26 protein-coding genes are annotated in these 23,324 nt (G+C 43.8%); 11 read left to right on the top strand and 15 right to left on the bottom strand.

Features of this window, described 5'->3' with window-relative positions; all coding sequences use genetic code 11:
- The first annotated feature begins 18 nt into the window (after positions 1 to 18).
- The 3 genes from ATB76_RS02430 to ATB76_RS27045 are packed head-to-tail and all read left to right on the top strand — an operon-like array spanning position 19 to position 1,231.
- On the top strand, positions 19 to 474 hold the full coding sequence (locus tag ATB76_RS02430) for a nitrate reductase cytochrome c-type subunit (protein WP_061034756.1): 456 nt from the start codon (positions 19 to 21) through the stop codon (positions 472 to 474).
- A gap of 28 nt (positions 475 to 502) precedes the next feature.
- The gene (locus tag ATB76_RS02425; RefSeq protein ID WP_038867399.1) at positions 503 to 1,081 is read left to right on the top strand and encodes a NapC/NirT family cytochrome c; all 579 of its coding nucleotides are present in this window, start codon (positions 503 to 505) and stop codon (positions 1,079 to 1,081) included.
- Between the two features lie 15 nt (positions 1,082 to 1,096).
- Positions 1,097 to 1,231, top strand: coding sequence for a TIGR02808 family protein (locus ATB76_RS27045; RefSeq protein WP_009704753.1), 135 nt, complete (start codon positions 1,097 to 1,099; stop codon positions 1,229 to 1,231).
- A gap of 262 nt (positions 1,232 to 1,493) precedes the next feature.
- Here ATB76_RS27045 and phaC read toward each other — a convergent pair whose 3' ends face one another.
- From phaC to ATB76_RS02405, 4 genes are all read right to left on the bottom strand, one after another.
- Positions 1,494 to 3,269, bottom strand: coding sequence for a class I poly(R)-hydroxyalkanoic acid synthase (gene phaC / locus ATB76_RS02420; RefSeq protein ID WP_038867396.1), 1,776 nt, complete (start codon positions 3,267 to 3,269; stop codon positions 1,494 to 1,496).
- 66 nt (positions 3,270 to 3,335) lie between these two features.
- Entirely contained in the window at positions 3,336 to 3,683 is a 348-nt protein-coding gene (locus ATB76_RS02415) for a phasin family protein (RefSeq protein WP_038867394.1), read from the bottom strand.
- Positions 3,684 to 3,726: 43 nt separating this feature from the next.
- A complete protein-coding gene (locus ATB76_RS02410) occupies positions 3,727 to 4,935 on the bottom strand; it encodes an acetyl-CoA C-acetyltransferase (protein ID WP_038867390.1) in 1,209 nt (402 codons plus the stop codon).
- Positions 4,936 to 4,945: 10 nt separating this feature from the next.
- Positions 4,946 to 5,686: an SDR family oxidoreductase gene (locus tag ATB76_RS02405; RefSeq protein ID WP_038867388.1), complete on the bottom strand. Its 741-nt coding sequence runs from the start codon at positions 5,684 to 5,686 to the stop codon at positions 4,946 to 4,948.
- A gap of 751 nt (positions 5,687 to 6,437) precedes the next feature.
- Here ATB76_RS02405 and ATB76_RS02400 point away from each other — a divergent pair.
- Together ATB76_RS02400 and ATB76_RS02395 are read left to right on the top strand one after the other, a co-directional pair.
- Positions 6,438 to 7,058, top strand: coding sequence for a LysE family translocator (locus ATB76_RS02400; protein ID WP_038867386.1), 621 nt, complete (start codon positions 6,438 to 6,440; stop codon positions 7,056 to 7,058).
- A gap of 11 nt (positions 7,059 to 7,069) precedes the next feature.
- Entirely contained in the window at positions 7,070 to 7,336 is a 267-nt protein-coding gene (locus ATB76_RS02395) for a hypothetical protein (protein ID WP_039974909.1), read from the top strand.
- A 309-nt stretch (positions 7,337 to 7,645) separates the two neighbouring features.
- On the opposite strand, the gene secF is transcribed toward ATB76_RS02395, so the two are convergent.
- From secF to ATB76_RS02375, 4 genes are all read right to left on the bottom strand, one after another.
- A complete protein-coding gene (gene secF / locus ATB76_RS02390; protein ID WP_061034525.1) occupies positions 7,646 to 8,548 on the bottom strand; it encodes a protein translocase subunit SecF in 903 nt (300 codons plus the stop codon).
- Positions 8,549 to 8,551: 3 nt separating this feature from the next.
- Positions 8,552 to 10,390, bottom strand: coding sequence for a protein translocase subunit SecD (gene secD / locus ATB76_RS02385; protein WP_038867483.1), 1,839 nt, complete (start codon positions 10,388 to 10,390; stop codon positions 8,552 to 8,554).
- A 166-nt stretch (positions 10,391 to 10,556) separates the two neighbouring features.
- Positions 10,557 to 11,036, bottom strand: coding sequence for a hypothetical protein (locus ATB76_RS02380; RefSeq protein WP_038877615.1), 480 nt, complete (start codon positions 11,034 to 11,036; stop codon positions 10,557 to 10,559).
- Positions 11,037 to 11,180: 144 nt separating this feature from the next.
- A complete protein-coding gene (locus ATB76_RS02375; protein ID WP_038867378.1) occupies positions 11,181 to 11,849 on the bottom strand; it encodes an SH3 domain-containing protein in 669 nt (222 codons plus the stop codon).
- Between ATB76_RS02375 and ATB76_RS02370 the strand changes: the two genes are divergently transcribed.
- Both ATB76_RS02370 and ATB76_RS28870 read left to right on the top strand, forming a co-directional pair.
- Entirely contained in the window at positions 11,821 to 12,474 is a 654-nt protein-coding gene (locus ATB76_RS02370) for an ATPase (protein WP_240538017.1), read from the top strand. The two genes, ATB76_RS02375 and ATB76_RS02370, sit on opposite strands and share 29 nt — an antisense overlap.
- Positions 12,475 to 12,649: 175 nt before the next feature.
- Complete coding sequence (locus ATB76_RS28870; protein WP_080774283.1) at positions 12,650 to 12,880, top strand: hypothetical protein; 231 nt, start codon at positions 12,650 to 12,652, stop codon at positions 12,878 to 12,880.
- Positions 12,881 to 12,952: 72 nt separating this feature from the next.
- Here the strand turns inward: ATB76_RS28870 and ATB76_RS02365 are convergent, their stop codons facing one another.
- The gene (locus ATB76_RS02365) at positions 12,953 to 13,561 is read right to left on the bottom strand and encodes a class I SAM-dependent methyltransferase (RefSeq protein WP_061034523.1); all 609 of its coding nucleotides are present in this window, start codon (positions 13,559 to 13,561) and stop codon (positions 12,953 to 12,955) included.
- Positions 13,562 to 13,603: 42 nt separating this feature from the next.
- A complete protein-coding gene (locus ATB76_RS02360; protein WP_038867482.1) occupies positions 13,604 to 14,065 on the bottom strand; it encodes an Lrp/AsnC family transcriptional regulator in 462 nt (153 codons plus the stop codon).
- A gap of 148 nt (positions 14,066 to 14,213) precedes the next feature.
- Here ATB76_RS02360 and ATB76_RS02355 point away from each other — a divergent pair, with 148 nt between their 5' ends.
- Both ATB76_RS02355 and ATB76_RS02350 read left to right on the top strand, forming a co-directional pair.
- Positions 14,214 to 15,140 carry a DMT family transporter gene (locus ATB76_RS02355; protein WP_042600222.1) on the top strand — a complete coding sequence of 309 codons (927 nt, stop codon included), beginning with the start codon at positions 14,214 to 14,216 and terminating at the stop codon, positions 15,138 to 15,140.
- Positions 15,141 to 15,234: 94 nt separating this feature from the next.
- Complete coding sequence (locus ATB76_RS02350; protein WP_042600210.1) at positions 15,235 to 15,897, top strand: flagellar brake protein; 663 nt, start codon at positions 15,235 to 15,237, stop codon at positions 15,895 to 15,897.
- Positions 15,898 to 15,955: 58 nt separating this feature from the next.
- On the opposite strand, the gene luxQ is transcribed toward ATB76_RS02350, so the two are convergent.
- The 5 genes from luxQ to ATB76_RS02325 form a co-directional block, all read right to left on the bottom strand.
- Positions 15,956 to 18,532, bottom strand: coding sequence for a quorum-sensing autoinducer 2 sensor kinase/phosphatase LuxQ (gene luxQ, locus ATB76_RS02345; protein ID WP_042600209.1), 2,577 nt, complete (start codon positions 18,530 to 18,532; stop codon positions 15,956 to 15,958).
- The gene (locus tag ATB76_RS02340; RefSeq protein ID WP_038867368.1) at positions 18,532 to 19,629 is read right to left on the bottom strand and encodes an autoinducer 2-binding periplasmic protein LuxP; all 1,098 of its coding nucleotides are present in this window, start codon (positions 19,627 to 19,629) and stop codon (positions 18,532 to 18,534) included. The genes luxQ and ATB76_RS02340 overlap by 1 nt, the downstream gene beginning before the upstream one ends.
- Before the next feature lie 376 nt (positions 19,630 to 20,005).
- Complete coding sequence (locus ATB76_RS02335) at positions 20,006 to 20,317, bottom strand: GIY-YIG nuclease family protein (RefSeq protein WP_042600208.1); 312 nt, start codon at positions 20,315 to 20,317, stop codon at positions 20,006 to 20,008.
- Positions 20,314 to 20,967, bottom strand: coding sequence for a YceH family protein (locus tag ATB76_RS02330; RefSeq protein ID WP_061034522.1), 654 nt, complete (start codon positions 20,965 to 20,967; stop codon positions 20,314 to 20,316). Before ATB76_RS02330 ends, ATB76_RS02335 begins: the two co-directional genes overlap by 4 nt.
- Positions 20,968 to 21,060: 93 nt before the next feature.
- Positions 21,061 to 21,276, bottom strand: coding sequence for a hypothetical protein (locus tag ATB76_RS02325; protein ID WP_042600206.1), 216 nt, complete (start codon positions 21,274 to 21,276; stop codon positions 21,061 to 21,063).
- Between the two features lie 227 nt (positions 21,277 to 21,503).
- Here ATB76_RS02325 and ATB76_RS02320 point away from each other — a divergent pair, with 227 nt between their 5' ends.
- Both ATB76_RS02320 and ATB76_RS02315 read left to right on the top strand, forming a co-directional pair.
- Positions 21,504 to 21,818, top strand: a complete 315-nt coding sequence (locus tag ATB76_RS02320; RefSeq protein WP_005373603.1) for a DUF496 family protein — start codon at positions 21,504 to 21,506, stop codon at positions 21,816 to 21,818.
- A gap of 123 nt (positions 21,819 to 21,941) precedes the next feature.
- A complete protein-coding gene (locus ATB76_RS02315) occupies positions 21,942 to 23,279 on the top strand; it encodes an MATE family efflux transporter (RefSeq protein WP_042600205.1) in 1,338 nt (445 codons plus the stop codon).
- The last annotated feature ends 45 nt before the right edge of the window (positions 23,280 to 23,324 follow it).

The raw sequence follows: 23,324 nt of genomic DNA, 5'->3' as shown, positions 1-23,324 counted from the left end.
AAAGGCGGAGATGAAATGATGAAAAAATTACTTGTCGCACTTTTATCTGTAGGTGCTTTGTTGACAGGCGTAGCGCAAGCTGAACTGGACAACCCTGGCGGCACAGGCGGTCTAGACTCGCTACGCGGCACTGCACAGCTTGAAGACACACGTCCTGCGGATGACTTTAAAGATTTTCCAAAAGATCAAATCGTTGAAGACAGCTTTGTTTATCAGCCACCGCTGATCCCACATAACATTCGTAACTACGAGGTGTCTTTGAACGCAAACAAATGTCTAGCATGTCACAGCTGGAAAAACGCTAAAGACGCAGGCGCTACCAAAATCAGTGTAACGCACTACGTTAACCGAGAAGACGCGGTATTAGCAGACATGTCTCCACGTCGCTACTTCTGTTTGCAATGTCACGTTCCACAAACCAGTGCTACTCCGCTAGTGGAAAACGAGTTTAAGGCAGTCGATTCGCTTCAGTAATTGAAACGCGAGTACTAAGAGGTTACTTATGAAAATACTTAAAGCGTTTTGGAAGAGGCTATCACGCCCAAGTAAAGCTGCCGCTGGTGTTGTTTTATTTCTTGGCTTTGCCGGTGGTCTTCTCTTTTGGGGGGCATTCAACACAGGTATGGAAGCAACCAACACAGAGGAATTCTGTTCTGGCTGTCACGCACCAATCGTTGCTGAAATCCAAGAGACAATCCACTACTCTAACCGTTCTGGCGTTCGTGCTATCTGTTCAGACTGTCACGTACCACATGAATGGACAGATAAGATCGTCCGTAAAGTTCAAGCGTCAAAAGAGTTGTTTGCTCACTACGTGACGAAGACCATCGATACACCAGAGAAATTCCAAGCACGTCGCGAGCACTTAGCAGAACGTGAATGGGCACGAATGAAGAAGAACGACTCTCTTGAGTGTCGTAACTGTCATGAGTTCGATTTCATGGACTACTCACAACAGGGTAAACGTGCAGCAGAACAACACTCAACTGCGCTTGCTTCAGGCGAAAAAACGTGTGTAGATTGCCACAAAGGTATCGCACACAAACTGCCTGACATGCACGGTGTTGAAGGCTGGCAATAAGGAGAAACACAGACAATGAGCAATCTAGAATCCTTTATCTGGCATTTCCTTGGATATAGCGCAATGCCCGTGATTATTCTTTCCGGCTTTGTGGGGGTAGCAGCAGTCTCTCTATGGCTACTTTCACTAGGTAAGGATAAAGAGGTGTAATTAGCCTCTAGCGAGTCGACATTTTTGCCTATTTTGTTGACGGAAAACGCCAAGCAACTGCTTGGCGTTTTTTCTTTCTAACAGGCAAAGAGTACGCTTTGGTTATTGCTCTCCATATACAACCCACCCAAACTAATCACCTTTCCTACGGTTCAATCTAAGGCTATTTGGGGTTAACGAATTAGAAGTGATCTAAGAGAAGTAACACAGATAAAAAAGGCGACCCTATAGGCCGCCAAATAATACTGCTGTGAGGAGCAGTTTAGGACTCTTTAATAGGCAGAACTTGTCGAACGTATTGACCCGGAGCTTCATCAATAGCCGGATTTTGCTCAGAACCAACTGGGAACGGTTCGACCTGCTCTTCTGGGTTGAACTGCATTAACCATTGATGCCAGTGTGTCCACCAAGAACCCTCCTGATGGTTAGCATTGTTAAACCATTCATCAGCAGAATCATCAAGGTTGTCGTTTAACCAGTAGCCATACTTATTTTTAGCAGGATGGTTAACGATCCCCGCGATATGACCAGACTCACCCAACACAAAGGTCTTATTGCCGCCAGTATTGAGTGCACCACGATAGGTTCCTTGCCACAATGCGATATGGTCTTCTTTGGTCGATACAAAGTAGCTCGGGATCTTAATCTTATTCAGATCGATCCAGACGCCACCGATCTTCACGCCCTTGTCTTGAACAAGCTTGTTCTCTAGATAGAGTTCACGCAATAAGAAGTTGTGGGAAGCAGCGCTCACATTGGTGCTGTCGCTGTTCCAGTACAGAAGATCGAAGTCTACAGGGCTGTTGCCTTTGAGGTAATTGTCCACATAGTAGTTCCAGTACAGACTGTTCTCGCGTAATAGGCTGAAGGTAACGCTGAGTGAGCGGCCATCCATGTAACCTTTCGCGTTGTTTTGCGTCTCAATTGCACTGATGATGGTATCGTTGATGTACGCCCCTACTTCGCCCGGCTGAGAGAAGTCCAGTAGAGTGGTAAAGAAGCTTGCAGATTTAATGCGTTTCTTCATACGTTTCGCAGCATAGTACGCCACGGTACTGGCCAAGACCGTACCACCAATACAGTAACCAGCCGCATTTATCTGCTCTTGGCCCGTTACGTCTTCGATGGCCGTAACTGCTTTGGCGACGCCTTCCGTCACGTAGTCACCAAACTCAACTTGAGCTTGCTCTTTACCTGGGTTGCGCCAGGACATCATAAACACGCTGTGGCCTTGCTCTAACAACCAACGAACCATAGAGTTCTTTGCCGTTAGATCAAGGATGTAGTATTTGTTGATAAACGGCGGGACGATAAGCAGTGGCGTTGCATTGATTTTTTCTGTCAAAGGACGGTATTGAATGAGCTCAAACAACTCATTTTGAAACACAACATCACCTGCGGTTGTCGCCACATCATCACCAACACGGAAAGCATTGTTGTTTGTCATTCGTACTTTCAGAATGTCTGCGCTTGACTCTACGTCCTCTTTCAGCTTTTCCAAACCCGTTAGGAGGTTTTCACCATTTTGCTCTAACGTCAGTTTAAGCAGCTCTGGGTTAGTCGCGATAAAGTTTGAAGGAGAGAGTGCATTGATGGCTTGGCGAGAGAAGAAGGTAATGCGTTCTTTCGTCTTCTCATCCAACCCTTCAATAGAATCCAGAGTGTCGAGATAAGTTTTACTAAACAATAGGTAGGATTGTTTGATGAAGCTGTACATCGCTTCGTTTTGCCAAGCTTCGTTAGAGAAACGCTTATCGCCCTTCTCTGCTTCGATGATTTGTGCCTGGTTACCAGCTAACGCCACGTTCTGCCATATTTGCAGTTGTTGCTCCCACCACTCAGCTTGGAGTTTTAAAATCGCAGCTGGTTGATTGGCGGCTTGTTCGAACAGTTTAGCCGTGTCTTCGAAGTTCACTTCTTGCATGGCCTTATTCAAAGGAGAATTCACGACTGCCTTGTTGACTTCGAAATCATGCCACCACTGATGATTGGTTTCTTGAAGCTTAACAAGATAGTCCGAAAAGAAGTGCTGAAACATAGTCTTACTCCTATATTCGGAAAGAATAACGCCGCCCAAGAACTCGGGCGGCGAAAAGTGGACGTATTACGCAGGAGTAACAGTCTTTAGATTTTCCGAAGTCATTTGTTCAACGTCTTCTTTGAATTCTTTTGCGATAGATTGCAACTTGTTGCTGTCATCCATCATTTGTTGAGAAAGCTTTGTAAGCACGCTTAGTTGCTGGCTGTTAAACGCCGTTAGAGAAGTAACGTCTTTGATTTCTGACGCTGCTTTCATTTGGTTTAGGCCAACTTCGCTATATGTGCGGATTGCATTCAGTTGAAGCTCTGTAAGCACTTCTACGTTCTTTGTCACTAGTTTGTTGAACTTCAAGTATGGTTCAAGGTTCTTTTCAGTTTGATCGCTAAAAGTTTTGAAGAAATCAGTGTACATGGTTTATCTCCTAGAGAAAGAATTAAAATATCCGTTTAAATAACTACTTAACTGCTTTTACAACCACAGCCGTGCCCATACCGCCGCCTACACAAAGTGAAGCAACACCGTACTGACCGTCTTGTTTGTGAAGTTCGTGTACTAACGTAACCAAAATGCGGTTACCTGATGCACCTAGAGGGTGGCCCAATGCGATTGCACCACCATTAAAGTTGGCTTTGTCTTGAATTGAGCTCACGGGAACTTGGTTGGTTTCTGCCAATTTATGAATCACACCCAAAGCTTGTGCAGCAAAGGCTTCATTCAACTCATAAACGTCAATATCGCTGGTTTTCAGGTCGGCTTTGTTCAACGCTTTGTTTACCGATTCAACCGGACCAAGACCCATAATTTTTGGATCCAGACCAGACTGCGCATAACTTACGATTTCAGCGATTGGCGTTAAGCCGAGTTCCTGAACTGCACTCTCAGAAGCAAGGATAATGGCACTAGCACCGTCATTAATGCCGGAAGCATTACCTGCTGTTACCGTACCTTCACGGTCAAAAGCTGGGCGCAGTTTACTCAAGCCTTCCAGTGTTGCGTTTGCTTTAGGGTATTCATCCGTATCAAACACGACGGTTTCACGACGTTGTTTAACTTCGACCGGTACAATTTCGTCTTTGAACTTACCCGCTTCAATCGCAGCGACAGCCTTTTGTTGGCTCGCTAGCGCATATTCGTCTTGCTGTTGGCGCGTCAAACCAACCTCTTTCGCAACATTTTCGGCGGTAACACCCATGTGGTATTGGTTGTAAACGTCAGTCAAACCGTCAGCAATGAGGAGATCTTTCAACTCCATGTTGCCCATCTTATTGCCATCACGTACAACGCTAGGCACGATGAATGGGATTTGTGACATTACCTCGACACCTGCAGCCACAACCACTTGTGCATCGCCACTGCGAATATGAGAAACGCCATCCATGACAGTTTTCATACCACTGCCGCAAACCATGTTCACGCCATAAGCTGGCACAGACTCGGGAATACCGGCAAACATCGCGGCTTGACGACCAACGCCCATACCTTGCCCTGCTGCGATAACGTTACCAACGATCACTTCATCAACTTTATCGCCCGTTAGTGATGCCGCCTCAAGCGCACCTTTAATTGCAACCGCCGCTAGATTGCCCGCTGACGTGTTTTTTAAGCTTCCGCCAAACGCGCCAATCGGTGTACGTTTCGCTGCAATAACAAATACTTTTTCCATCATCTTCTCCTTAGCTCATGTATAGGCCGCCGTTCACCGACAGTGTTTCACCGGTGATGTAAGCGCCGGCATCACTCACTAAGAAGCTTACGGATGATGCAATTTCTTCAGGCGTTGCTAAACGCTTCATTGGGATCTGGTTGGTGATAGACTCCAGCACTTCCGGTTTCATTTGTTCAACCATTGGTGTCCCTGTGTAACCCGGAGCAATAACGTTTACCGTTACGCCGGAGCGAGCCCCCTCATATGCCAATGCTTTAGAAAAACCAATCATGCCAGCCTTAGCCGCTGAATAGTTTGCTTGACCAAACTGGCCTTTCAGGCCATTAACAGAAGATATGTTAATAATACGACCACCACCTTTTTCGCACATAGTTGCAAAAAGCGGCTGTGTTACGTTGAACAAGCTATTTAGGTTGGTATTAATGACGTCGTTCCAAGCTTGTGCAGTCATCTTTTTAAACACGCCATCGCGTGTGATTCCTGCATTATTGACGACGACATCAACGGTTCCTTCTTCCTCAAGTAAAAGTGCTAGTTTTTCAGCACATTGAGCGGTGTTAGTTACATCTAGTTCAAAAAGACGTACCTGATCTTTATTGAACCCTTTTTCATTAAACCATTCCAACGCACACTCATAGTTACCAGTAAAGTAAGTAGCAATTACTCGGTAACCATCATTAACTAATTGAGAGGAAATAGCAGAACCAATTCCGCCTTTTGATCCAGTGATCAAAGCGACTTTCTTCATTGAAGACTCCATTCTTAACGGCATTAAAAAAGCGAATTAAGACACTGGCGAAATATTTCGCCAACTGACATATAAATTTATTCTTGTGGCAACAAATCCTCTGCTGCCTTTTATTTTAAGTTAACCTAGAAATATTACATTTCAAATAAAAAACTCATTCATTTGCATAAGATTGATTTAGATCTCACTAGCAATGAAATGTTATCGAAAGGTTAAATACACTTAAGGGATTGATTTAAAAAGACTTAAACTATAGACAACTTAATCAACAATGATTAAAACCATTTTTATTTCAGTCACTTATACGAATTTTTATGTTTATTGCATTTACAAAGAGTGAAAGATCATCTTTGGTTTCTAAACTAATAATTATTAATTAAATCATTGGAGTAATAGTTCCAACAGATGACCTTACAAATATTAAATATATCATTTATTTAGATGTCACCTTGCATTAAAACTTTAATTAGCATCAAACCTTTAATGACAATTAAATCAACGTAAAATAAATAAAAACTCTGAAATCCTTTCCTTAATATAGGCTTATTTAAAAAACGACTTTTTATAAATGTCACTATTTGGTGCATGCAAGCACTAATATGTCGCAATCATTTAATTACTATTTTATTTTTATTAAATAGTTGAAAGGTAGATGGATGTCCAAGAAGGTAACGACTTTTATCTATGGCATCGAAGAGCACTTTGCACTATCTTTGTTGCCTGACTAGCTAATAATACAATAATCACTAATATGAATACCGCTTTGCTGACCATGTTTATCCCCACCTTTTTCTTTGTTTCTATCACGCCTGGCATGTGTATGACACTCGCGCTCACGTTAGGCATGAGCATCGGCTACCGAAGAACCCTGTGGATGATGGCAGGAGAATTAGTTGGGGTGGCGCTGGTTTCTGTCTCTGCAGTACTTGGTATTGCCGCAATCATGCTCAACTACCCATGGCTGTTTACTGCGCTCAAACTGATTGGCGCTAGCTACCTGCTCTATCTGGGAATTGAAATGTGGCGTTCACGAGGTAAGCTCGCAATCAATGTTGATAGTATTGATGTCCCGACTAGTGGTAACTGGGATTTGGTACTTCAAGGGTTTATTACAGCCATCGCAAACCCAAAGGGGTGGGCGTTCATGATTTCACTTCTCCCTCCGTTTATCGATCAAAGTGCAGCACTCACGCCTCAACTTGTTGTTCTCGTCTCTATTATTTTGCTATTTGAGTTCATCTGTATGTCTCTTTACGCTACTGGTGGCAAAGGACTTAAACGTTTACTAGGCCAATCAAAAAACGTGCGCTTGATGAACCGAATTGCAGGCACTTTGATGATGGGTGTCGGTGTTTGGTTGTTATTGAGCTAATTCAGCAAGCAATGACACACATCTTAGATAAGTTCAAACAGACCATTCGTGAGGCGCTCGATTTTCAGGCTCGCGTGTGGGTAGTAAACGTCTATACGGGAGAGCACAAAGGCGAGTCTTATGTGGTGAATGAGGACAGCTTTTCGGAACCATTACAGTGGATGAAGAAGAAAGGTTATCAAGATGCCATGCTCACCAAAGTTGAATCGATGAAGCGTTCCCAAATCATAGAGTTCGATCTTGGTTCAGTGAAGCATCGCCTAATGCGCGTTAAGTAACACCTTCTTTTATTTTATTTCTCGTTTCTCGTTTCTCGTTTCTCGTTTCTCGTTTCTCGTTTCTCGTTTCTCGTTTCTCGTTTCTCTAGATAAAAAAGCGCCACTCAAGTTGAGTGGCGCAAGCACTTTTACCTATACCAATCAGGGTAAGTAGATGGTCACATCATCGCGCAAGAAAAATCGCTTAGAGCAAGGCATAGATTGCAGCTAACTAGTTAACCTACCTACAAAATCTATAACGTAGCTATCAGCGATTTTAACCAGCAATGATGACCAAATATCTATTCTGATTGGTTTACACACCAAACATTATGGTGCAGTGTCGATCTCTACTGGTAGGTAGTGTTTTGGTTCTAGCTTCAACCATTCCGGAAGCACCGTACCAATCGAGATAGATGACCACGTACCCGATAGTACGCCGATAAACATTGCTGTTGAGAAACCAGCAAGAGCTGAGCCCCCCATTATCCATAGTGCTCCAACAGTGATAAGCGTTGTACCAGACGTCACCATAGTACGGGAGAACGTCGCCAGTACCGCTTCATCGTTAATTTGTTCCGTTTTCCAACTTTGCTTAGCAACCAGTAACTCACGAATTCGGTCTGCAATGATAATCGAGTCATTCAACGAGTAACCGAGAATAGCGAGAATCGCTGCGAACACCGTTAAATTGAATTCCATTTGGGTAATAGCAAAGAAACCCAGAACGAGAATAACGTCGTGCGCGAGAGCGAACAATGAACCACTTGCTAAACGCCACTCAAAGCGGAAACACAAGTAACCAAGAATTGTCAGTACTGAAACCAGTAGCGCTAAACCACCTTGATCGAACAAATCCTGACCTACTTGAGCCCCTACGATACTGTTACTTACAACTTTCACTTCATGTGAGATCGGCTTAAGCGTCTCTGCCACACTTGGTAAAGTTTGCCCCTCTGTTGGTGCTGAATAGCGAATCACCCAACGACCATCTTCACCAGAACGAGTTACTGATGTCGAGTCACCCAACTTAGGTTGCAGTGCATTCAATAAATCGTGGTTCGTTAGTTGTTTATCGACTTTCACTTCGGTAACCATACCACCAGTGAAATCAAGACCAAAGTTTAGTCCCTTCATACCAAGGGCGACCAGCGCAATGACCGTTAGAACAACAGAAACAAACGTTGTGAAGTAACGAATCTTGCGGATATTTTGTTTTAGCATTTCAACCATGATTTAAACCCTTACATCACGACGGCCATCACGGCCCCAAATTAAATTAATCATTGCACGAGAAGCGAATACGCCAGTAAACATACTGGTCATCAGACCCAAGCCTAGTGTTAAAGCAAAGCCCTGAATTGGACCGTTACCGATCGCGTATAGAATCACTGCTGTGATCATGGTGGTGATGTTGGCATCAAGGATGGTTGCAAATGCACTGTCAAAACCGAGGTCAATCGCTTGAGCGAAGCTGCGACCCTCTCGCATTTTGTCCTTAATACGTTCAAAGATAATTACGTTGGTATCCACTGCCATGCCTACGGTCAATACCAAACCGGCAATACCAGGCAATGTAAGTACCGCGCCTGGAAGCAGCGCGATTAAGCCAAGCAAGCAAAGCATATTTGCACAAAGTGCTACGTTTGCAACCCAACCTAAACGACGGTACCAAAGCGCCATAAAGGTGAGCGTTAAGCCCATACCTAGCGCAAGCGCAGCAAAGCCGTTTTGAATGTTTTCTGCACCAAGAGAAGCACCAATTGTGCGCTCTTCAACAATCGTTACTGGGGCAGTTAGAGAGCCTGCACGCAGAAGCAAAGCTAGTTGTTGCGCTTCATCCATGCTGCCAGCACCTGTGATGCGGAATTGGCTACCAAGTTGAGATTGAATCGTTGCAACACTGATGACGCGTTCACTGCGCTCTGTCATGCCGCGTTCATTTGTCTTGTACTCACGGTACACGGTCGCCATAGGCTTACCAATGTGAGTCGCGGAGAAGTCACTCATCTTCTTACCACCCGCGTGGTCTAGAGAGATGTTTACTTCTGACATGCCCATTTTATCCACGCCGGCACGTGCGTTTACAATGTGCTCACCAGTAAGGACAGGACGTTTAGCAAGAATAACGGTACGGCCGTCGTTGTCTTTTAGAACAAGATCTTGGCTGCTTCGTGCTTGGCTTGCATCTTTCACTTCATAGAAAGCAAGACTCGCTGTTGCACCGATAACGTTTTTCGCTTGGGCAGGATCTTGAACACCAGGAAGTTCGATACGAATACTCTCTTTACCTTGACGTTGAACCATCGCCTCGGTAATACCGAGTTCTTCTATACGACCGCGCATGATCTTCAAGTTTTGTTGCAACGTAGTCGTTTGGAACTCTTGGATGTTTTGTTCACTTGGTTGAAGTTCAAAGCCTCGGTCTGTGCTTGTCATCGTCCAGCCAGGGTAGTTTTGGCGAAGGAATTGGCTTGCTGCTTTCAAGCCTTCCTCGTTTTCACTGTTTACCGCAATGTGGTTGCCCGCTTCGGCGCGAACCTGAACACCACGAACACGCTCTTCACGAAGGCTTGCTTTGATCTCGTCTACTAATGCGTCACGTTGTTCTTCGAATGCTTTATTTACATCGACGTTCAGCAGGAATTGCACACCACCACGCAAATCCAAACCTAGCTTGATTGGGCTAAAGCCCATTTCATTTAGCCACTCTGGTGCAACCGATACGTAAGAGAACGTAATGCTGTCGTCTTTGTTTAGTTGTTCGTTTAACAGAGCACGCGCTTTACTTTGTGCATCTTCTCCATCGAAAACGATTGTGGTTTGGCCATCTTTCTCAATGATCTTCGACGCAGGAATGTGATGCGACTTTAATAGCTGATCCAATTGAACCACTGACATCGCACTGTTGTTTTGGTCAGCAAACGTAACCTGAATAGACGGCTGCTCGCCAAACCAAGTTGGGATTGCGCTCAAAGTTAAGATGATAACGGTCGTAATTAATACGACATATTTCCATGCTGAGTAATGGTTCAGCACTTTTCTGGTTTTCTGTGGTTTCGGTGTTTTCTTCATGTAAACATCATCCATTCACTAATCAGTGAATATTCAAATAGTTAAATTCAAGACACGACAAAACGATTACCCAACTAAAAGCAGGTATGGAATGCGCAGAACAATCACTCGCCCTGTAAAAATGTTGTCGTGTTAAGAACGCACAAGATGTGCAGAGTGATGGTGTTTAAGCTGAAAACTGACTATTGAGAGCGACGTACATGGCATTGGTGTCTTTCCAACCAGCAATGCGATGGTCACTAACAAAATGGTGAAAGGTAGATTGGTTTTGACGCCAACTGATGTCCATTAGGCTATAAGCATAACCAGCATCGGCGTAAAAAGGACTGGTTAGATCACCAACGAAATCAACATGTTCGTCGTCGATATTCTCGCGTAGGTGCGATGTCCAACGTTGAGAGTTAAAAATAGCGAATGAATCTTGGCTGGCATGTCCCTCTGAAACAGGAGACTGAGTAGACTCTTCTGTCAGCTCGGAAATATCAACCGGAGAGTTCGTTGCGGAGTTAGCAACCGTAAAAGGTTGTAACTTAGAGAAGTGAGGTAAATGCGATTTATGCTCTAACTGCGCAGCAGAAGCTTGCATTGGCGATAGCACCATTGCAAGTAGCAGCAAAAACAGTTTTCTAACGTAAATCCAAGGCATGATAGCTCACTTAAAACAAAACGAGCCGAGTTCTTCAACTCAGCTCGCAGATAGTATTCCTATTGCTTATAGTTAACAACTAAAAAGTTATAAATCTCTGTTTCCAACCTTGGAAAACAACATCCACCAGCGTTCAACAGACATTCATCGATAAAATATTTCACCTTTATCGACATCTAAATAGATTTTGTTTTCTTGTTCTAGCCCGCCGCAATATATGAAATACACATTGCGCTTTTTATACGTCACAGAGCGAACCCATCCTCCAAGCTCTTCGAAGTCACTAGGCGCACACGTTTCGTCATCAAGCAATTGCTGCGTTTTATTACGGAATATATCTAAGTGTACTTTCAAATCATCGGACTTTTGTAAGTAGTTATCCAATATTTCCAAGCGCTCTTGTTCTTTAATCACCGGTTGTGAATCCGATAGCCCTTTCGCATCGACCCATTCTGCCGTTTCTTCCCCTCCCTCTTCATAAACAATGTAATCCGAGAGGCGAAACCAACCATCAGCTTTCTCCAGCACCGATACTTTCTCACCCTTATATAGGGCATCAACAATCAATGATTGGTTATCGGGTTTGTTATACACGTTGATGCGGCGTTCTGTGACATAGTATTCGGTGACCTCTGGAGCAGGCACTTCTAAATCCATGATAGGTTTTGGTTCCTCTTTTGGACCCACCTCTTTTTCAGGCTTAAACGGCGCTTCAGCGACAGGCTCGTCTTTTTGCATAAAGAAGAAGTAGTACCCTGCCCCAGCGCCTCCAAGCAGCAATAAAATGACCAGTGCAATCAGTGCTTTCTTCATGTCCTATTCCTTTTCTTCTTTATATCAACGGCGCCCATACAGCATCTATACTGATAGCAGATGCATAACTTACGTGACAACAATGATGAACAAGCTCAAATGGATATTGCTCCTAGCTCCACTTCCAGCATTCGCCAATATTCAATGTGACCACGCTTCGTGGAATGACAATCTTACCCAATTCAGTCGTTTAGAGTCCAATTACAATGAACATGCTCGCTTGTTTAATGAGAGCCTAAAAGAATACAACGATAGTCAGATGTACTCACAAACATTTTCAACGGATGAGTTAAGCAAACTTTGGCGTACGCCTTCCAATAAAAACCGCTTGAAAAAGCAATTGTTGGAGTCAGAGGAACAACGAGAGGATTTCATCGAAATGTCACGCGCTATAAACGCCCTGATGCATCGCTCTCAAACCATCGCTGAAAATTGGAAACGCATTGTCTTTTATTGCCAGAAGGAAGGCGCTAAGTCGAACGAGATCACGGCGAACTGGTATCTGACCAATACATTAGAAATGCAAAATGACTTCCGAATTTTGGCAGGAAAGTACCTCACACTTGCCAATCAATATGGCATGGAAATCGACGCTATTAATTATGCACGAAACAGCTCTGAATGATTCTGTTCATATTGGGATTGTTCCCCCTTTCAAATTGAGCAATTAATAATCAAACAGGTCAATTTATAGAGACATCTGTCACAATAACGCTTTACTTACGACCAGTTTTTGGGTAATTTACCCATTAACAAAATTTAATATAAAGTCACATTTGGCTGGAGATGATGCTACAAAAATGGTTATCAATCGATTAAGTAACAGGGATTGTCCTAATGCTACCAAAGCCAAGTTTTTGTCAGTAGTTAGGCACGTTAAACAGTTCGGTTCAATCAGTGACTTGGACCTTTGTAAAATCTTCGGAGAGACAATTTGGAGCGATGGGAGGGAATACCATTCAGCCGCGTTCTCATTTAAGGTTGATAGACACACAGGTAACTGTGAGATCTCAAAATACAAATACCAATAAGGCTTAAAAGAATCACCAAGCGGAGTCAGGCAACTGACTCCGTTTTTTATTGCTCGCTAAACGAAAGGCGATTTAATGTTTTGGCATCACAATAGTGAAATCGTGCTCGGAATACCCTTCAACCAAATAACTGTCCTTACATAACAGTCGGCAATAACGCAGTATTCCCTCTTTGTTGTGCGATTCAAGCATCTGCATACTCGGTAACTTTGCCTCATCCAATAAGTTAAACGCACAGGCTATCTTCGCCCCCCGATACATCTTCTCAATCATCTCGACAGTATGATTTGGATTAGCTGATTGATAATTCAAAGAGCCAGAAGCCAAGACATAGTCCGCACTCGGCAGCACAAGTTTGGAAAAGTCTCCTCGTATGTAATCCGCGTGTGTTTTGAAGACTCTTTGCCTAGCCACAGAAATGAACTGCTTCTGCTGGTCAATTCCGATATAGCCAGATAAGCAGATATCTTTTTGCTCTAAATATTCAAGTAAATCAGCATAACCACACCCGATATCTAGAAGGCTCGTACCATTGAGCGGTAAATCATGACACAAGGCTTCAAAGCGACTTACTTGGCTAAACTTGTCCTGCCAACCTAATGTTTTTGCCTTGTCGTCACCAAATTGCTTATATCGTTTACGGTGATAATGAGCGATACGCAGCCTATCTAACCACTTCATGTGTACTTACCTTTCGAAATCATTTTATGATTTAGTATCAACTTAAGTCTGAGTATAAATAGGAAGATTACCATTACCCTTCACTTGTCGAATGGCTAAGTGCGTGTGGATGTCTTTTACATTTTCCAATCGCTGTAATTTTCGAGTAAACGACTCATAACCCATCAGATCTTTGCTTACGACTTCGAGCAGATAGTCGTATGCCCCAGAAACAACATGACAAGAGATGACCTCTTCCATATCACCGATGGCTTGTTCAAAGTCATCAATAGAGGTTGCTTGGTGATTATTCAAACTGACCTCAACAAACACCGTCATCGCGATGCCCGCTTTATCACGTGAAATCATTGCCCTATAACCGCTAATGACCCCCTCCTGCTCTAGCCGTTTGATCCTTCTTGCACAAGGTGAAGCAGAGAGTCCGACTTTATCTGCAAGCTCACTCGTCGTCATCGTCGCGTCTTGTTGAATCAAATGAAGTAATTGGCGATCTATTTTATCCATTTCATCATCCATGCCAAATTTCACTAACAAAAGCTTTCATTGAGATTAAAATCATCAATATCGAGCGATATAGCACTATAGTTTGCCACCATTAATCGTCACTTTCATCCGATAATTAACACATTATTCACAAAGTATTGGACACATGATGGCTTTAGGATACGCCGCGATGCTCACCACCCTTTTTCTTTGGGCTGGTTTTTTTCTGTCCCTCAAAGGCGGGGCGATTTCTAATCTTGAGCCAGCAGACATTGCTCTCACCCGATTTCTCGTCCCGGCCTTAGTCTTATTTCCATTCGTCATCAAATCGATGGATCACGTGCGCGCGGTCCCCCACAAATACCTCCTCGGTATCCTTCTTGGTAGTGGCTTGCCTTACTTGTTGATTGTTGGCACTGCAATGCAGTTTGCCCCTGTCGCGCATGGCAGTGCTCTCGTCCCAGGAACCTTGCCTTTATTTGTATCTGCTATCGCGGTAATTTGCTTTCAACAACCACTCAGCCGGCATCGAATTATTGGTCTGTCGGCGGTGTTGTTTGGTATAGCTGTTTTTTTATTGTCCAACTTGGGAAGTGAATACAATTGGCCCCAACTTAAAGGGCATTTTTTGTTTTTGCTGGGTAGTTTGATGTGGGCCACGTTTACTATCAGTGCTCGTGTAGCAAATTTGAGTGCACAGGTTTGCGCTGGGTTTGTATCGATCATCTCGTTTGCGATGCTTATCGTCGCCATCGGTTTTGGTTGGACAGACAGTTACCTCGCCATCACTCCCTTAAACAAATGGCCATGGAGTGAACTCTTTGGACATGTCTTGCTGCAAGGTGTTGGCGCTGGGTTAGTTGCCTCTTTCACCTTCCTCTATGCCGTAAAAAACATTGGGGCAGAAGCGAGTGCAGCCTTTGGTTCCTTAACCCCGGTGCTCGCAACCTTGCTGGCGATACCGGTTTTCAATGAAAGACCAGATATCTTAACTTGGTGCGCACTCTTTTTGGTTACGTGTGGCAGCATCGTGGCAAGCAATGTTTTAATGAAACAAGACCCTGGCCAAAAATATCAGCCCCCCGTTCACAGATAAGAATAAAATTGCACGACTTTTGTCTCCGACTATTGAAAGCCAAAACGGCGTTTTGATAACCTGTTGGGCATAATAAATTACAACGTCAGATGTTATGCCTTCAACTCACAGCAAAGACGAATTATATCGATTTTTAAAAACAGGAATGCGCCTCTGGGTTAACTTCGAGTTCAGCTCGGAAGAAAAATACACTTACGCTGCGACTTATATTGGATTGAAAGAAAACGCTTATATCATTCTCGATATTCCAACACGACTACTGGAAGAACAAGCACTCCGTAAGCTCAACAATGTCGATGTGGTCATTCGAGGTGTTTCAGATACGGATTTGGGACACGTGATTGCTTTTAAAACCAGCGTTCTGATGAATATTCTACGTCCATCTCCGTTGTTGTTTATTCGTATTCCCGCCACATTCGCGACCAAGCCCGTGCGAGAACATGAACGCTACAAGCTACAGCTGGGTTGCGCTATCGACCATATGAACAATAAATACGAAGGCTGCTTGATTGATTTCTCGTTATCCGGTTGTGGGATCTCAACCATGATAGAACCAGAGTTCTTAGTAGGTGATAGGATCACGATAGACTCACCTCTAAATGGTTATATTGATGATGACAATCGCTGCTCCGTTGCAAACATTAAGAAACTTGCCAAGGGTTGGATTATTGGAGTGCAATTTGCGGAGCCTTTGAATATGACGGAAGAACTCAAAACAGAGTTGCTTGAACAATCCTTTTCTGCAGCGACAATATAACGAATCAATAGTGTCAACGATAAGGGGGGCCACTACGCCCCTCTGTTTCGGTTTTTAATTACGTTCTTTCTACTAAGAATCGCTGCTTGAAATCGACAAATGCCTCATGCAATGCGTTCTCTTTGATCGGTTTGAGCAGCACATAGTTCGCCCCTGCTGCCATAAATGCGTCACTGGTTTCTTTTGCAGTATCTGCAGTACAAGCGTAAATAGGCGTGCCCAGCCGTAAATTCTGGCGTATCTCGTGCGTCGTTTCGATACCACCAAGGTGCGGCAGTTGATTATCCATCAATATCAAATCGTAATTATTGTCAGATAGATATTCCATTGCCTCTAAACCGTCTTTCGACCAATCCACCTGCATTTTGTATTTCTTACAAAATGCTTGAAGGATAAAGGCATTGGTATGATTGTCTTCCACCAGCAAGACTTTTAAGCTTTCATCAAACAAGGCTTCTGGTTTCACACGCTGACTGGCATCCAAAGGACGAAGTACACGCGCTCGGTCTTTCACAGGTAGCGTGACGACAAATGTGGTGCCATACCCTTTACTACTACGAACTTGAACGTCACCTTCTAGCATGTCGACAAGGTTCTTCACGATGGTCAAACCTAGGCCACTGCCGCCGTATTCACGAGTGGTTGTTGCCTCTTCTTGAACGAAAGGTTCGAACATTTGGTCAAGCTTATCCGATTCAATACCAATCCCTGTATCAATGATCTCAACAACCAAGACACTGTTCTCTGCGCCATAAAATTGCTCTAACTCTGCTTTTAGATGAACGCTTCCGGATGGCGTGAACTTCACCGCATTGCTGACTAAGTTAAACAAAATCTGATTGAGTCGAACTTGATCAGTAAAGATTTCGACATCTTGATCGAGCTTGTTCTCAATGATGAGTTCAACGCTCTTGTTATTGCAAATTGGACGATAGATGTTGTCTAGCGTGCGAATGGTGTCATTAAACGAAAACGGGTGCTTTTGAATATTGAACTTACCTTGCTCAATCTTGGAAAAGTCTAAGATATCATTCAAAACTGCCAATAAATGCTCACCACTATGGCAAAGCACATCGATTTGATTCTTCTGTTCTTCGGTTTCCACCGTGTCTTTTAATAACTGTGCGACACCCAAAATACCGTTAATTGGCGTTCGAATTTCATGGCTCATCTTTGCGAGAAAATCAGCACGAGCTTGCGCGGACTTTTCTGCCTCACGCCTTGCAATGTTACTCTGCTTTTCGGCTTCGATGAGGGTCGTGATATCTTGACCCTGAACGATAATACCGCTGATATCACCATCAACACGAATTGGCGATAAATTCCAACGGTATATCTTGTTGCCAATAGGTACGTTAACCCCTGTCAATGTCGCTCCTTGAGCAGCCATTTTCAGGTGTGGGGTCAGTTTCTCTTTGAAACCTTGGAAGACCGGATGCATGGTTTCATGATCGTCATCTATCACCAACTCTTTGCGTGCTGCTGGGTTCATCTGAATCAAGATACTTTCTTCCGACCAAACCATGATTGGCGATAACGCAAAATTAAACAGATCTCGGAAAGACTTCTTCTGCGCTTCTAGCTCTTCAAAGGTGCTTTCCAGCGTTGATCCTATATGATCAAACTCTTCAATATTTGAACCGTTAAATCGTTCAAACCCTTTTTCCTCACGCGCGGAACGCGTATAAGACATCAATGATTCCAGTTGAGCCGAGACTTTACTCTCAATCCACTCCTTGGTCAGCAACGCAATCATAATCATGCCAACAATCGAAGCCAGCATGGCTAAAAGGTGCTGGATTTGCAGCGTCACGACACTGTGATTATCTTGCACCGTGAGCAAACACAATTCTGTCGTCACCGCATTAACTTCAATCGGAGTTTCTATGACGAGCAGCTTATCGAGTTTCTTTTGTGATCCTTTACGCTGCAATACGTCTGCAACACTGTATGCTTCATCCCCTATGAGAGAGTTTGCTAGCGGGACATTGTTGGCAACCATTACGACATTATCCACGTTACTCTCGCTTTTGAGTTTTTCCATTAGTGCGAAATTGTTATCTAACACAACAACATTAAAGGAGAAACCCAAGACCTCTCCGGTCGGCGGGGCTATTACAGGTACACGGCGAAGCAACATATGTCGAGAACCAATCGAGGTCATCACATTAACGTAATACCAGTTATTACTGAACGTGACGCGATTGGCGAGACTATCAAGGATAAGATCGTTCACGCCATAAAAGTGTGCGTTGCCATCATCCCAAATGATGCCTCTATGGTCAGTCAGAAAACGAAATTCTGGTGTATGAGCAGGATCGCTTTGGTCAATACTGAGGAAGAAGTAATTCAACGCATCTGTATTTCTGTCAACGTAAAAATTACGAATCACTTCACTTTTTGTATTGCTATCGTGATGGATTTGAATCGCCGCGAAATGGCTATCGAAAATGTTGTGTATCAGAGCAGAAGTTTGTTGCTTGGTCCTGTCTACTTCTTGCCAAATGATCTGTTTAGAGAAGTAATAGCTCTGAATAAAAATCCCGAGAATGATCGGGGCGAGAACAAGAATGATGATCTTTGTAATGAGCGTCGCAAGAGAGCGACGCTTTTTGGCGTTTGAACGTATTGTCATCAATTATCTGAGTATCTAAATGCACGCTTCTTAAGCGCTTCGATTCTTTCCGGTGAATCCGCTTTCGTGACAATTTCAAAATCACCGGAATACACGGTAGGTACCGGCTTTCCTTCCAAGTCCCACTTAATGGCTTCTGCCATCGCAATCCCGGTGTCGTCATTCATACGCATGACAGTAATGTCGAGATCGCCTTTTTGGATGGCGTCTAACTCGGCAGAGCCCCCACCCCATCCGTTAATCATAATGTCTTCTCTTCCCAATTCAGAAAGTGCATCAACCGCACCCAACGCCACATCAGTAGAGCAAGCATAAATAAAATCAACATCTGGGTATTTGGCTAAACTCGCTTTCGCAGCATCATAACCAGACTGCTTTGTTGCTTTTGTATAGTAGGCTGATTGTAGCTCAAAGTTATTATCACGGTTAACTTGGTGAATAAAAGTATCACCTCTTACGTCACTAATGTAACCCTCAGAAAAATAAAGCACGCTGTAATAAGTGTGTTTTGGGAAGTACTTTCCGAATTCCGTTGCTAATTCTCGACTGCCTTCTGCATGGTCAAACCCAACATATAAAAACGGCTGATGTTTGTCCCACTCTCGTACTGGCGTAGTGATATTTTGTAAAATCAGCTTGGTATTTGTTGAATCCAATACATGTTCAACAAATTTACGATGTCTGGTGGTATCCAGAGTGAAGATTAAGTAATCAGATTTACTTTTTAATGCTTCCATTAAAGACAAACTCTGTTGCTTTATATCGGCATTCGGACGCGTAAACACTTGGTTAATTTGATAGTTAATATTCAACTTATCTAAACGCTTTTCAAAAGCAGCAATGTTTCGTACCCAGTAATCTGACACTTGTTGACCCGGATATACGACGGATATTTTAAGTGGACGTGTTCTGGTTTTAGAGAATGGCACAGGACGTTCGCGAACGGCTTCTGCTAAGGCATTGGTCAGCTTTCTTTGCTCAGGAAACTCATCAAGAAAATCTTGGTATGCCCAATAGCCATTAAGCACTTGTGTCGCATGTGAAATCGGTGAAAAACCGATCATAGAAATCAGAGAAAGTAGTACCGCTTTTTTCATGTGTTGCTCTTATAGTTTTTTATGGAGCATGTCGCTGCTCTATTTTATTACCTAGCCGAGTCATCCTTTACCCTATTTGCACATATCCATAAAAGCCCGCTTGTATACCCAAGTAACTTCAGATGCTTGAGTCTCTATAAATGTTTCTATTAAGCCTTGCGGGGCATTACCGTATTATGTGTTACTACCGACGGAAATGATACCCACCCCCGTCAAAAATAAACCGCCATTTGAAGGCGGTTTGTCTTTTTGAAAAAGAAGTGTTTGCTTGAGGTATCAAACCTTGGATTAGCAGCACAGTTTTGCATTTCTGACTCATTCAACATCGCGTTTGAATGGCGTTATTTTTGCTCTTGTTTTTCCGTGCACGTTTGACTTACCGCATTTGAAAAGAAAGCATTTGATTGTCATCGACGTTGATCTTCGCGACTTCTTCTACCAATTGCTCTTTCTTTGTTTTGGTCAGTTGTTTGATGAAATATTCCGCTTTCATCGCAACACTTTTACTTTCAAAACAAGATGACCACTCCAAAGTCAGTGGCCCCTTCCCTTTCAGTGCTTTCGCACCTTTTCCCGTTTGATGCTGTTTAAAGCGTCGCTGTACATCATTCGTCACACCACAATACAGTGCATCGCGGTTGTTTCGGATCAGATACACACTCCAGCTTTGCTCGGCAATGTCACTCATGAAAGCAGCGACGCAACCTGTTCTTTTAGTGCTTCTAATTCTTCACGAAGTTGCACTACTTCTTGTTCTAGCTGAACAACGCGCTCGGCACCGGCAGAAGAAGGAGCAGATGACGCTACGGCCAGTTCGCTCATGTCAACTTCACCACAGAATAGGTGCATGTAACGAGACTCACGTTTACCTGCCTCACGAGGAAGTTTTACAACAAGCGGGCCTCTTTCTTCACCAGCTAAAAGCTCAAGTGCGTTTTCAACTTCTTTAACATCATTGAAAGTAGCAAGGCGGTTTGTTCGCGTACGGATCTCACCCGGCGTTTGAGCACCGCGTAACAGCATGCAACACACGATGCCTTTCTCTTGTACGCTAAGCTGTAAATCGCCGAACTCTGTATTACAGAATCGATGCTGATACTTACTCACTCGACTGTTAAAACTGCTTTCATCACTTACAAGTCGACGCTCAATGAGCGCATCCACTGCATCTAAAACGTCAGCTTCAGATAAAGACATAACCGGCTCGCGGTTACTTTTTTGATTGCACGCATTCGTTAGCGCGTTAAGGCTGAGAGGGTATTGGTCGGGGGTAGTCACTTCTTTTTCGATCAAGCAACCAATTACTCGTGCTTCAATTGCCGTTAGCTCAACTTTCATAATGCATTTCCTTATTATTTTTGCATTTGAATTTGGGTATCAGGCTAAAGCATAGCGCATGGACCTGACACCCTTTGCGATTCGGGGTAGGTCTTAATGCTCTGATAAGATCGACACTTTGGTCATCTTTCCATTCTCATCAACCATCATTATCTTCGAACGGTTGAGTTCGACTTCTGTGATTTCGAGTTGTGTTCTTGCTGTAACGTAAGCCGCTTTAAGTTTATCTGCCAATGAGTCGGTGGTTGATTCTATTTCTTGGCTTTCGACTTGCTCCGCAGTATTACCAGAGTTCATTTCGAGCTTCATCATATTGTCTTTAATGAAGCTGATAATATAGCGTCAAAACTCCTATGACAACGAGTTGGGGCATTTCAGTGAACGATAATCCAAGCTTTTCAGTAACGAGTGTTAACAACACATCAGAATTGGTGGATAAATGTTCAACCCTACGCCACGTTTGATCTAAAGACTGTTATGCCACGAGATGTTGTGCTTTAATCGATTCAGATATTCACAAATTAGGAAAGGGAACCATGAGTAGCGTATTTGAAATCGTGAACCAAGCTCGTCGTAAAAACAAACTAAAACGTGAGCTGCTTGATAACGAGAAAAAAGTTCGTGATAACCGTAAGCGTGTAGACCTTCTAGAGAACCTACTAGACTACATCAAACCTGAAATGACTCACGACGAAATCGTAGCGATCATCAAAAACATGAAAGCTGATTACGAAGACCGCGTTGACGATCACATCATCAAGAGTGCAGAAATCTCTAAAGCACGTCGTGACATCAGCCGTCGTATCCGCGAACTGACTGAAGAAGACAAGCAAACTAGCGGCAAAAAATAAGTCGAATTAGTTTCAGAATTCAACCCCGAGCAGGGATAACTTGCTCGGGGTTTCTTTTTGTCTCTTTGTTGTACACTGTGTACAATAAAATCAACTTCAGTTCCAAAAACATTCAACGTTCCTATGCCTTTAACTTCTTCTACCGCACAACCGACGCTAGCAAAACAACTGTTTACTATGACATGGCCAATGCTCTTTGGTGTGTTGTCGTTGATGAGCTTTCAGCTAGTCGACAGCGCCTTCATAGGCCAACTAGGTGTGCTGCCTCTCGCTGCACAGGGCTTTACTCTACCACTTCAAATGGTGGTTATCGGTATTCAAGTCGGCCTTGGCATTGCAACAACCGCTGTAATTTCAAAAGCATTAGGCGCAAACGATACCCGCTATGCAAAGCAATTAGGCGGTCTGGTTTTAATGATCGGATCGGTGGGCGTAGCAGTATTCGGCTTACTCATTTGGTTGTTGCGCTACCCTATTCTCTCACTGTTGAGCGCACCTGATACCGTAATGCCAATTATCGACAGTTACTGGCCTTGGTGGCTGTTGAGTTCTTGGGTAGGTGCGGTGCTGTATTTCTACTACAGTATCTGCCGCGCAAATGGCAACACCATGCTACCTGGCACCATGATGATGGTCACCAGCGGCGTGAACTTAGTGCTCGATCCGTTGTTTATCTTCACGTTTGATTTGGGGATTAACGGCGCAGCAATTGCCACCGTCATCGCCTTTGGTTTCGGTATATTGGTCGTCGCTCCTCGTGTTCAAAAAAACCATTGGGCAACCTTCCAGTGGCAGGATTTGAATGTGGTTAAGAGCATCACGTCCATCGGTAATATCATGGGCCCAGCGATGATCAGCCAGCTTCTACCACCTCTATCATCTATGTTAGCGACCAAGCTACTTGCAGGCTTTGGTACGGCGGCAGTTGCATCTTGGGCTTTGGGCTCGCGCTATGAATTTTTTGCGATTGTATCGGTATTGGCGTTAACCATGTCAATGCCGCCGATGGTCGGACGCTTATTAGGAGCGAAAAACTACACCGACATTCGTGCATTGGTGTCTATTGCCGTTAAGTTCATCCTTGGTTTCCAGTTGTTGATTGCGCTAGTAACCTTTGCCGCAGCTAACCCACTCGCCTTACTTATGACAAGTGATACTCAAGTAGAACAAGTCTTGCACATGCACTTGATGATTGTCCCGATCAGTTTAGGTTCACTTGGGGTGTGCATGTTGATGGTGTCGATTTGTAACGCACTGGGGAAATCTTATACCGCACTAACCATCTCAGCCCTGCGCCTGTTTTTGTTCTTCCTACCGTGTCTATGGGTAGGGGCTCAGGTGGGAGGCATTCAAGGTCTACTGATTGGCGCTTGTATTGGTAACCTTATGGCTGGAATCGCGGCTTATATTACGTACCAAAAAACCATTAATAAGCTCTCAGCTCAACAAGTCTCAATGTAACGACGCTTTCGAGTAACGCTGAAAAACAAAGCCCTCACTTCAACG

The sequence above is a fragment of the Vibrio sp. MOR3 genome, from assembly GCF_001557775.1.
Lineage (GTDB): Bacteria > Pseudomonadota > Gammaproteobacteria > Enterobacterales > Vibrionaceae > Vibrio > Vibrio jasicida.
This window is presented reverse-complemented; position numbering and strand designations above follow the sequence as displayed.

What these genes read in the sequence shown, in the direction of transcription:
- ATB76_RS02400 (WP_038867386.1), top strand. Translation starts at nt 6,438, where the DNA reads ATGAATACCGCTTTGCTGACCATGTTTATCCCCACCTTTTTCTTTGTT.
- ATB76_RS27045 (WP_009704753.1), top strand. Translation starts at nt 1,097, where the DNA reads ATGAGCAATCTAGAATCCTTTATCTGGCATTTCCTTGGATATAGCGCA.
- ATB76_RS02415 (WP_038867394.1), bottom strand. Translation starts at nt 3,683, where the DNA reads ATGTACACTGATTTCTTCAAAACTTTTAGCGATCAAACTGAAAAGAAC.
- ATB76_RS02430 (WP_061034756.1), top strand. Translation starts at nt 19, where the DNA reads ATGAAAAAATTACTTGTCGCACTTTTATCTGTAGGTGCTTTGTTGACA.
- ATB76_RS02340 (WP_038867368.1), bottom strand. Translation starts at nt 19,629, where the DNA reads ATGAAAAAAGCGGTACTACTTTCTCTGATTTCTATGATCGGTTTTTCA.
- ATB76_RS02380 (WP_038877615.1), bottom strand. Translation starts at nt 11,036, where the DNA reads ATGCCTTGGATTTACGTTAGAAAACTGTTTTTGCTGCTACTTGCAATG.
- ATB76_RS28870 (WP_080774283.1), top strand. Translation starts at nt 12,650, where the DNA reads ATGGTTATCAATCGATTAAGTAACAGGGATTGTCCTAATGCTACCAAA.
- phaC (WP_038867396.1), bottom strand. Translation starts at nt 3,269, where the DNA reads ATGTTTCAGCACTTCTTTTCGGACTATCTTGTTAAGCTTCAAGAAACC.
- ATB76_RS02365 (WP_061034523.1), bottom strand. Translation starts at nt 13,561, where the DNA reads ATGAAGTGGTTAGATAGGCTGCGTATCGCTCATTATCACCGTAAACGA.
- ATB76_RS02410 (WP_038867390.1), bottom strand. Translation starts at nt 4,935, where the DNA reads ATGGAAAAAGTATTTGTTATTGCAGCGAAACGTACACCGATTGGCGCG.
- ATB76_RS02370 (WP_240538017.1), top strand. Translation starts at nt 11,821, where the DNA reads ATGACCAGTGCAATCAGTGCTTTCTTCATGTCCTATTCCTTTTCTTCT.
- ATB76_RS02375 (WP_038867378.1), bottom strand. Translation starts at nt 11,849, where the DNA reads ATGAAGAAAGCACTGATTGCACTGGTCATTTTATTGCTGCTTGGAGGC.
- ATB76_RS02350 (WP_042600210.1), top strand. Translation starts at nt 15,235, where the DNA reads ATGCCTTCAACTCACAGCAAAGACGAATTATATCGATTTTTAAAAACA.
- ATB76_RS02330 (WP_061034522.1), bottom strand. Translation starts at nt 20,967, where the DNA reads ATGAAAGTTGAGCTAACGGCAATTGAAGCACGAGTAATTGGTTGCTTG.
- secF (WP_061034525.1), bottom strand. Translation starts at nt 8,548, where the DNA reads ATGGTTGAAATGCTAAAACAAAATATCCGCAAGATTCGTTACTTCACA.
- secD (WP_038867483.1), bottom strand. Translation starts at nt 10,390, where the DNA reads ATGAAGAAAACACCGAAACCACAGAAAACCAGAAAAGTGCTGAACCAT.
- ATB76_RS02425 (WP_038867399.1), top strand. Translation starts at nt 503, where the DNA reads ATGAAAATACTTAAAGCGTTTTGGAAGAGGCTATCACGCCCAAGTAAA.
- ATB76_RS02320 (WP_005373603.1), top strand. Translation starts at nt 21,504, where the DNA reads ATGAGTAGCGTATTTGAAATCGTGAACCAAGCTCGTCGTAAAAACAAA.
- ATB76_RS02335 (WP_042600208.1), bottom strand. Translation starts at nt 20,317, where the DNA reads ATGAGTGACATTGCCGAGCAAAGCTGGAGTGTGTATCTGATCCGAAAC.
- ATB76_RS02405 (WP_038867388.1), bottom strand. Translation starts at nt 5,686, where the DNA reads ATGAAGAAAGTCGCTTTGATCACTGGATCAAAAGGCGGAATTGGTTCT.
- luxQ (WP_042600209.1), bottom strand. Translation starts at nt 18,532, where the DNA reads ATGACAATACGTTCAAACGCCAAAAAGCGTCGCTCTCTTGCGACGCTC.
- ATB76_RS02325 (WP_042600206.1), bottom strand. Translation starts at nt 21,276, where the DNA reads ATGAAGCTCGAAATGAACTCTGGTAATACTGCGGAGCAAGTCGAAAGC.
- ATB76_RS02355 (WP_042600222.1), top strand. Translation starts at nt 14,214, where the DNA reads ATGGCTTTAGGATACGCCGCGATGCTCACCACCCTTTTTCTTTGGGCT.
- ATB76_RS02315 (WP_042600205.1), top strand. Translation starts at nt 21,942, where the DNA reads ATGCCTTTAACTTCTTCTACCGCACAACCGACGCTAGCAAAACAACTG.
- ATB76_RS02360 (WP_038867482.1), bottom strand. Translation starts at nt 14,065, where the DNA reads ATGGATAAAATAGATCGCCAATTACTTCATTTGATTCAACAAGACGCG.
- ATB76_RS02395 (WP_039974909.1), top strand. Translation starts at nt 7,070, where the DNA reads ATGACACACATCTTAGATAAGTTCAAACAGACCATTCGTGAGGCGCTC.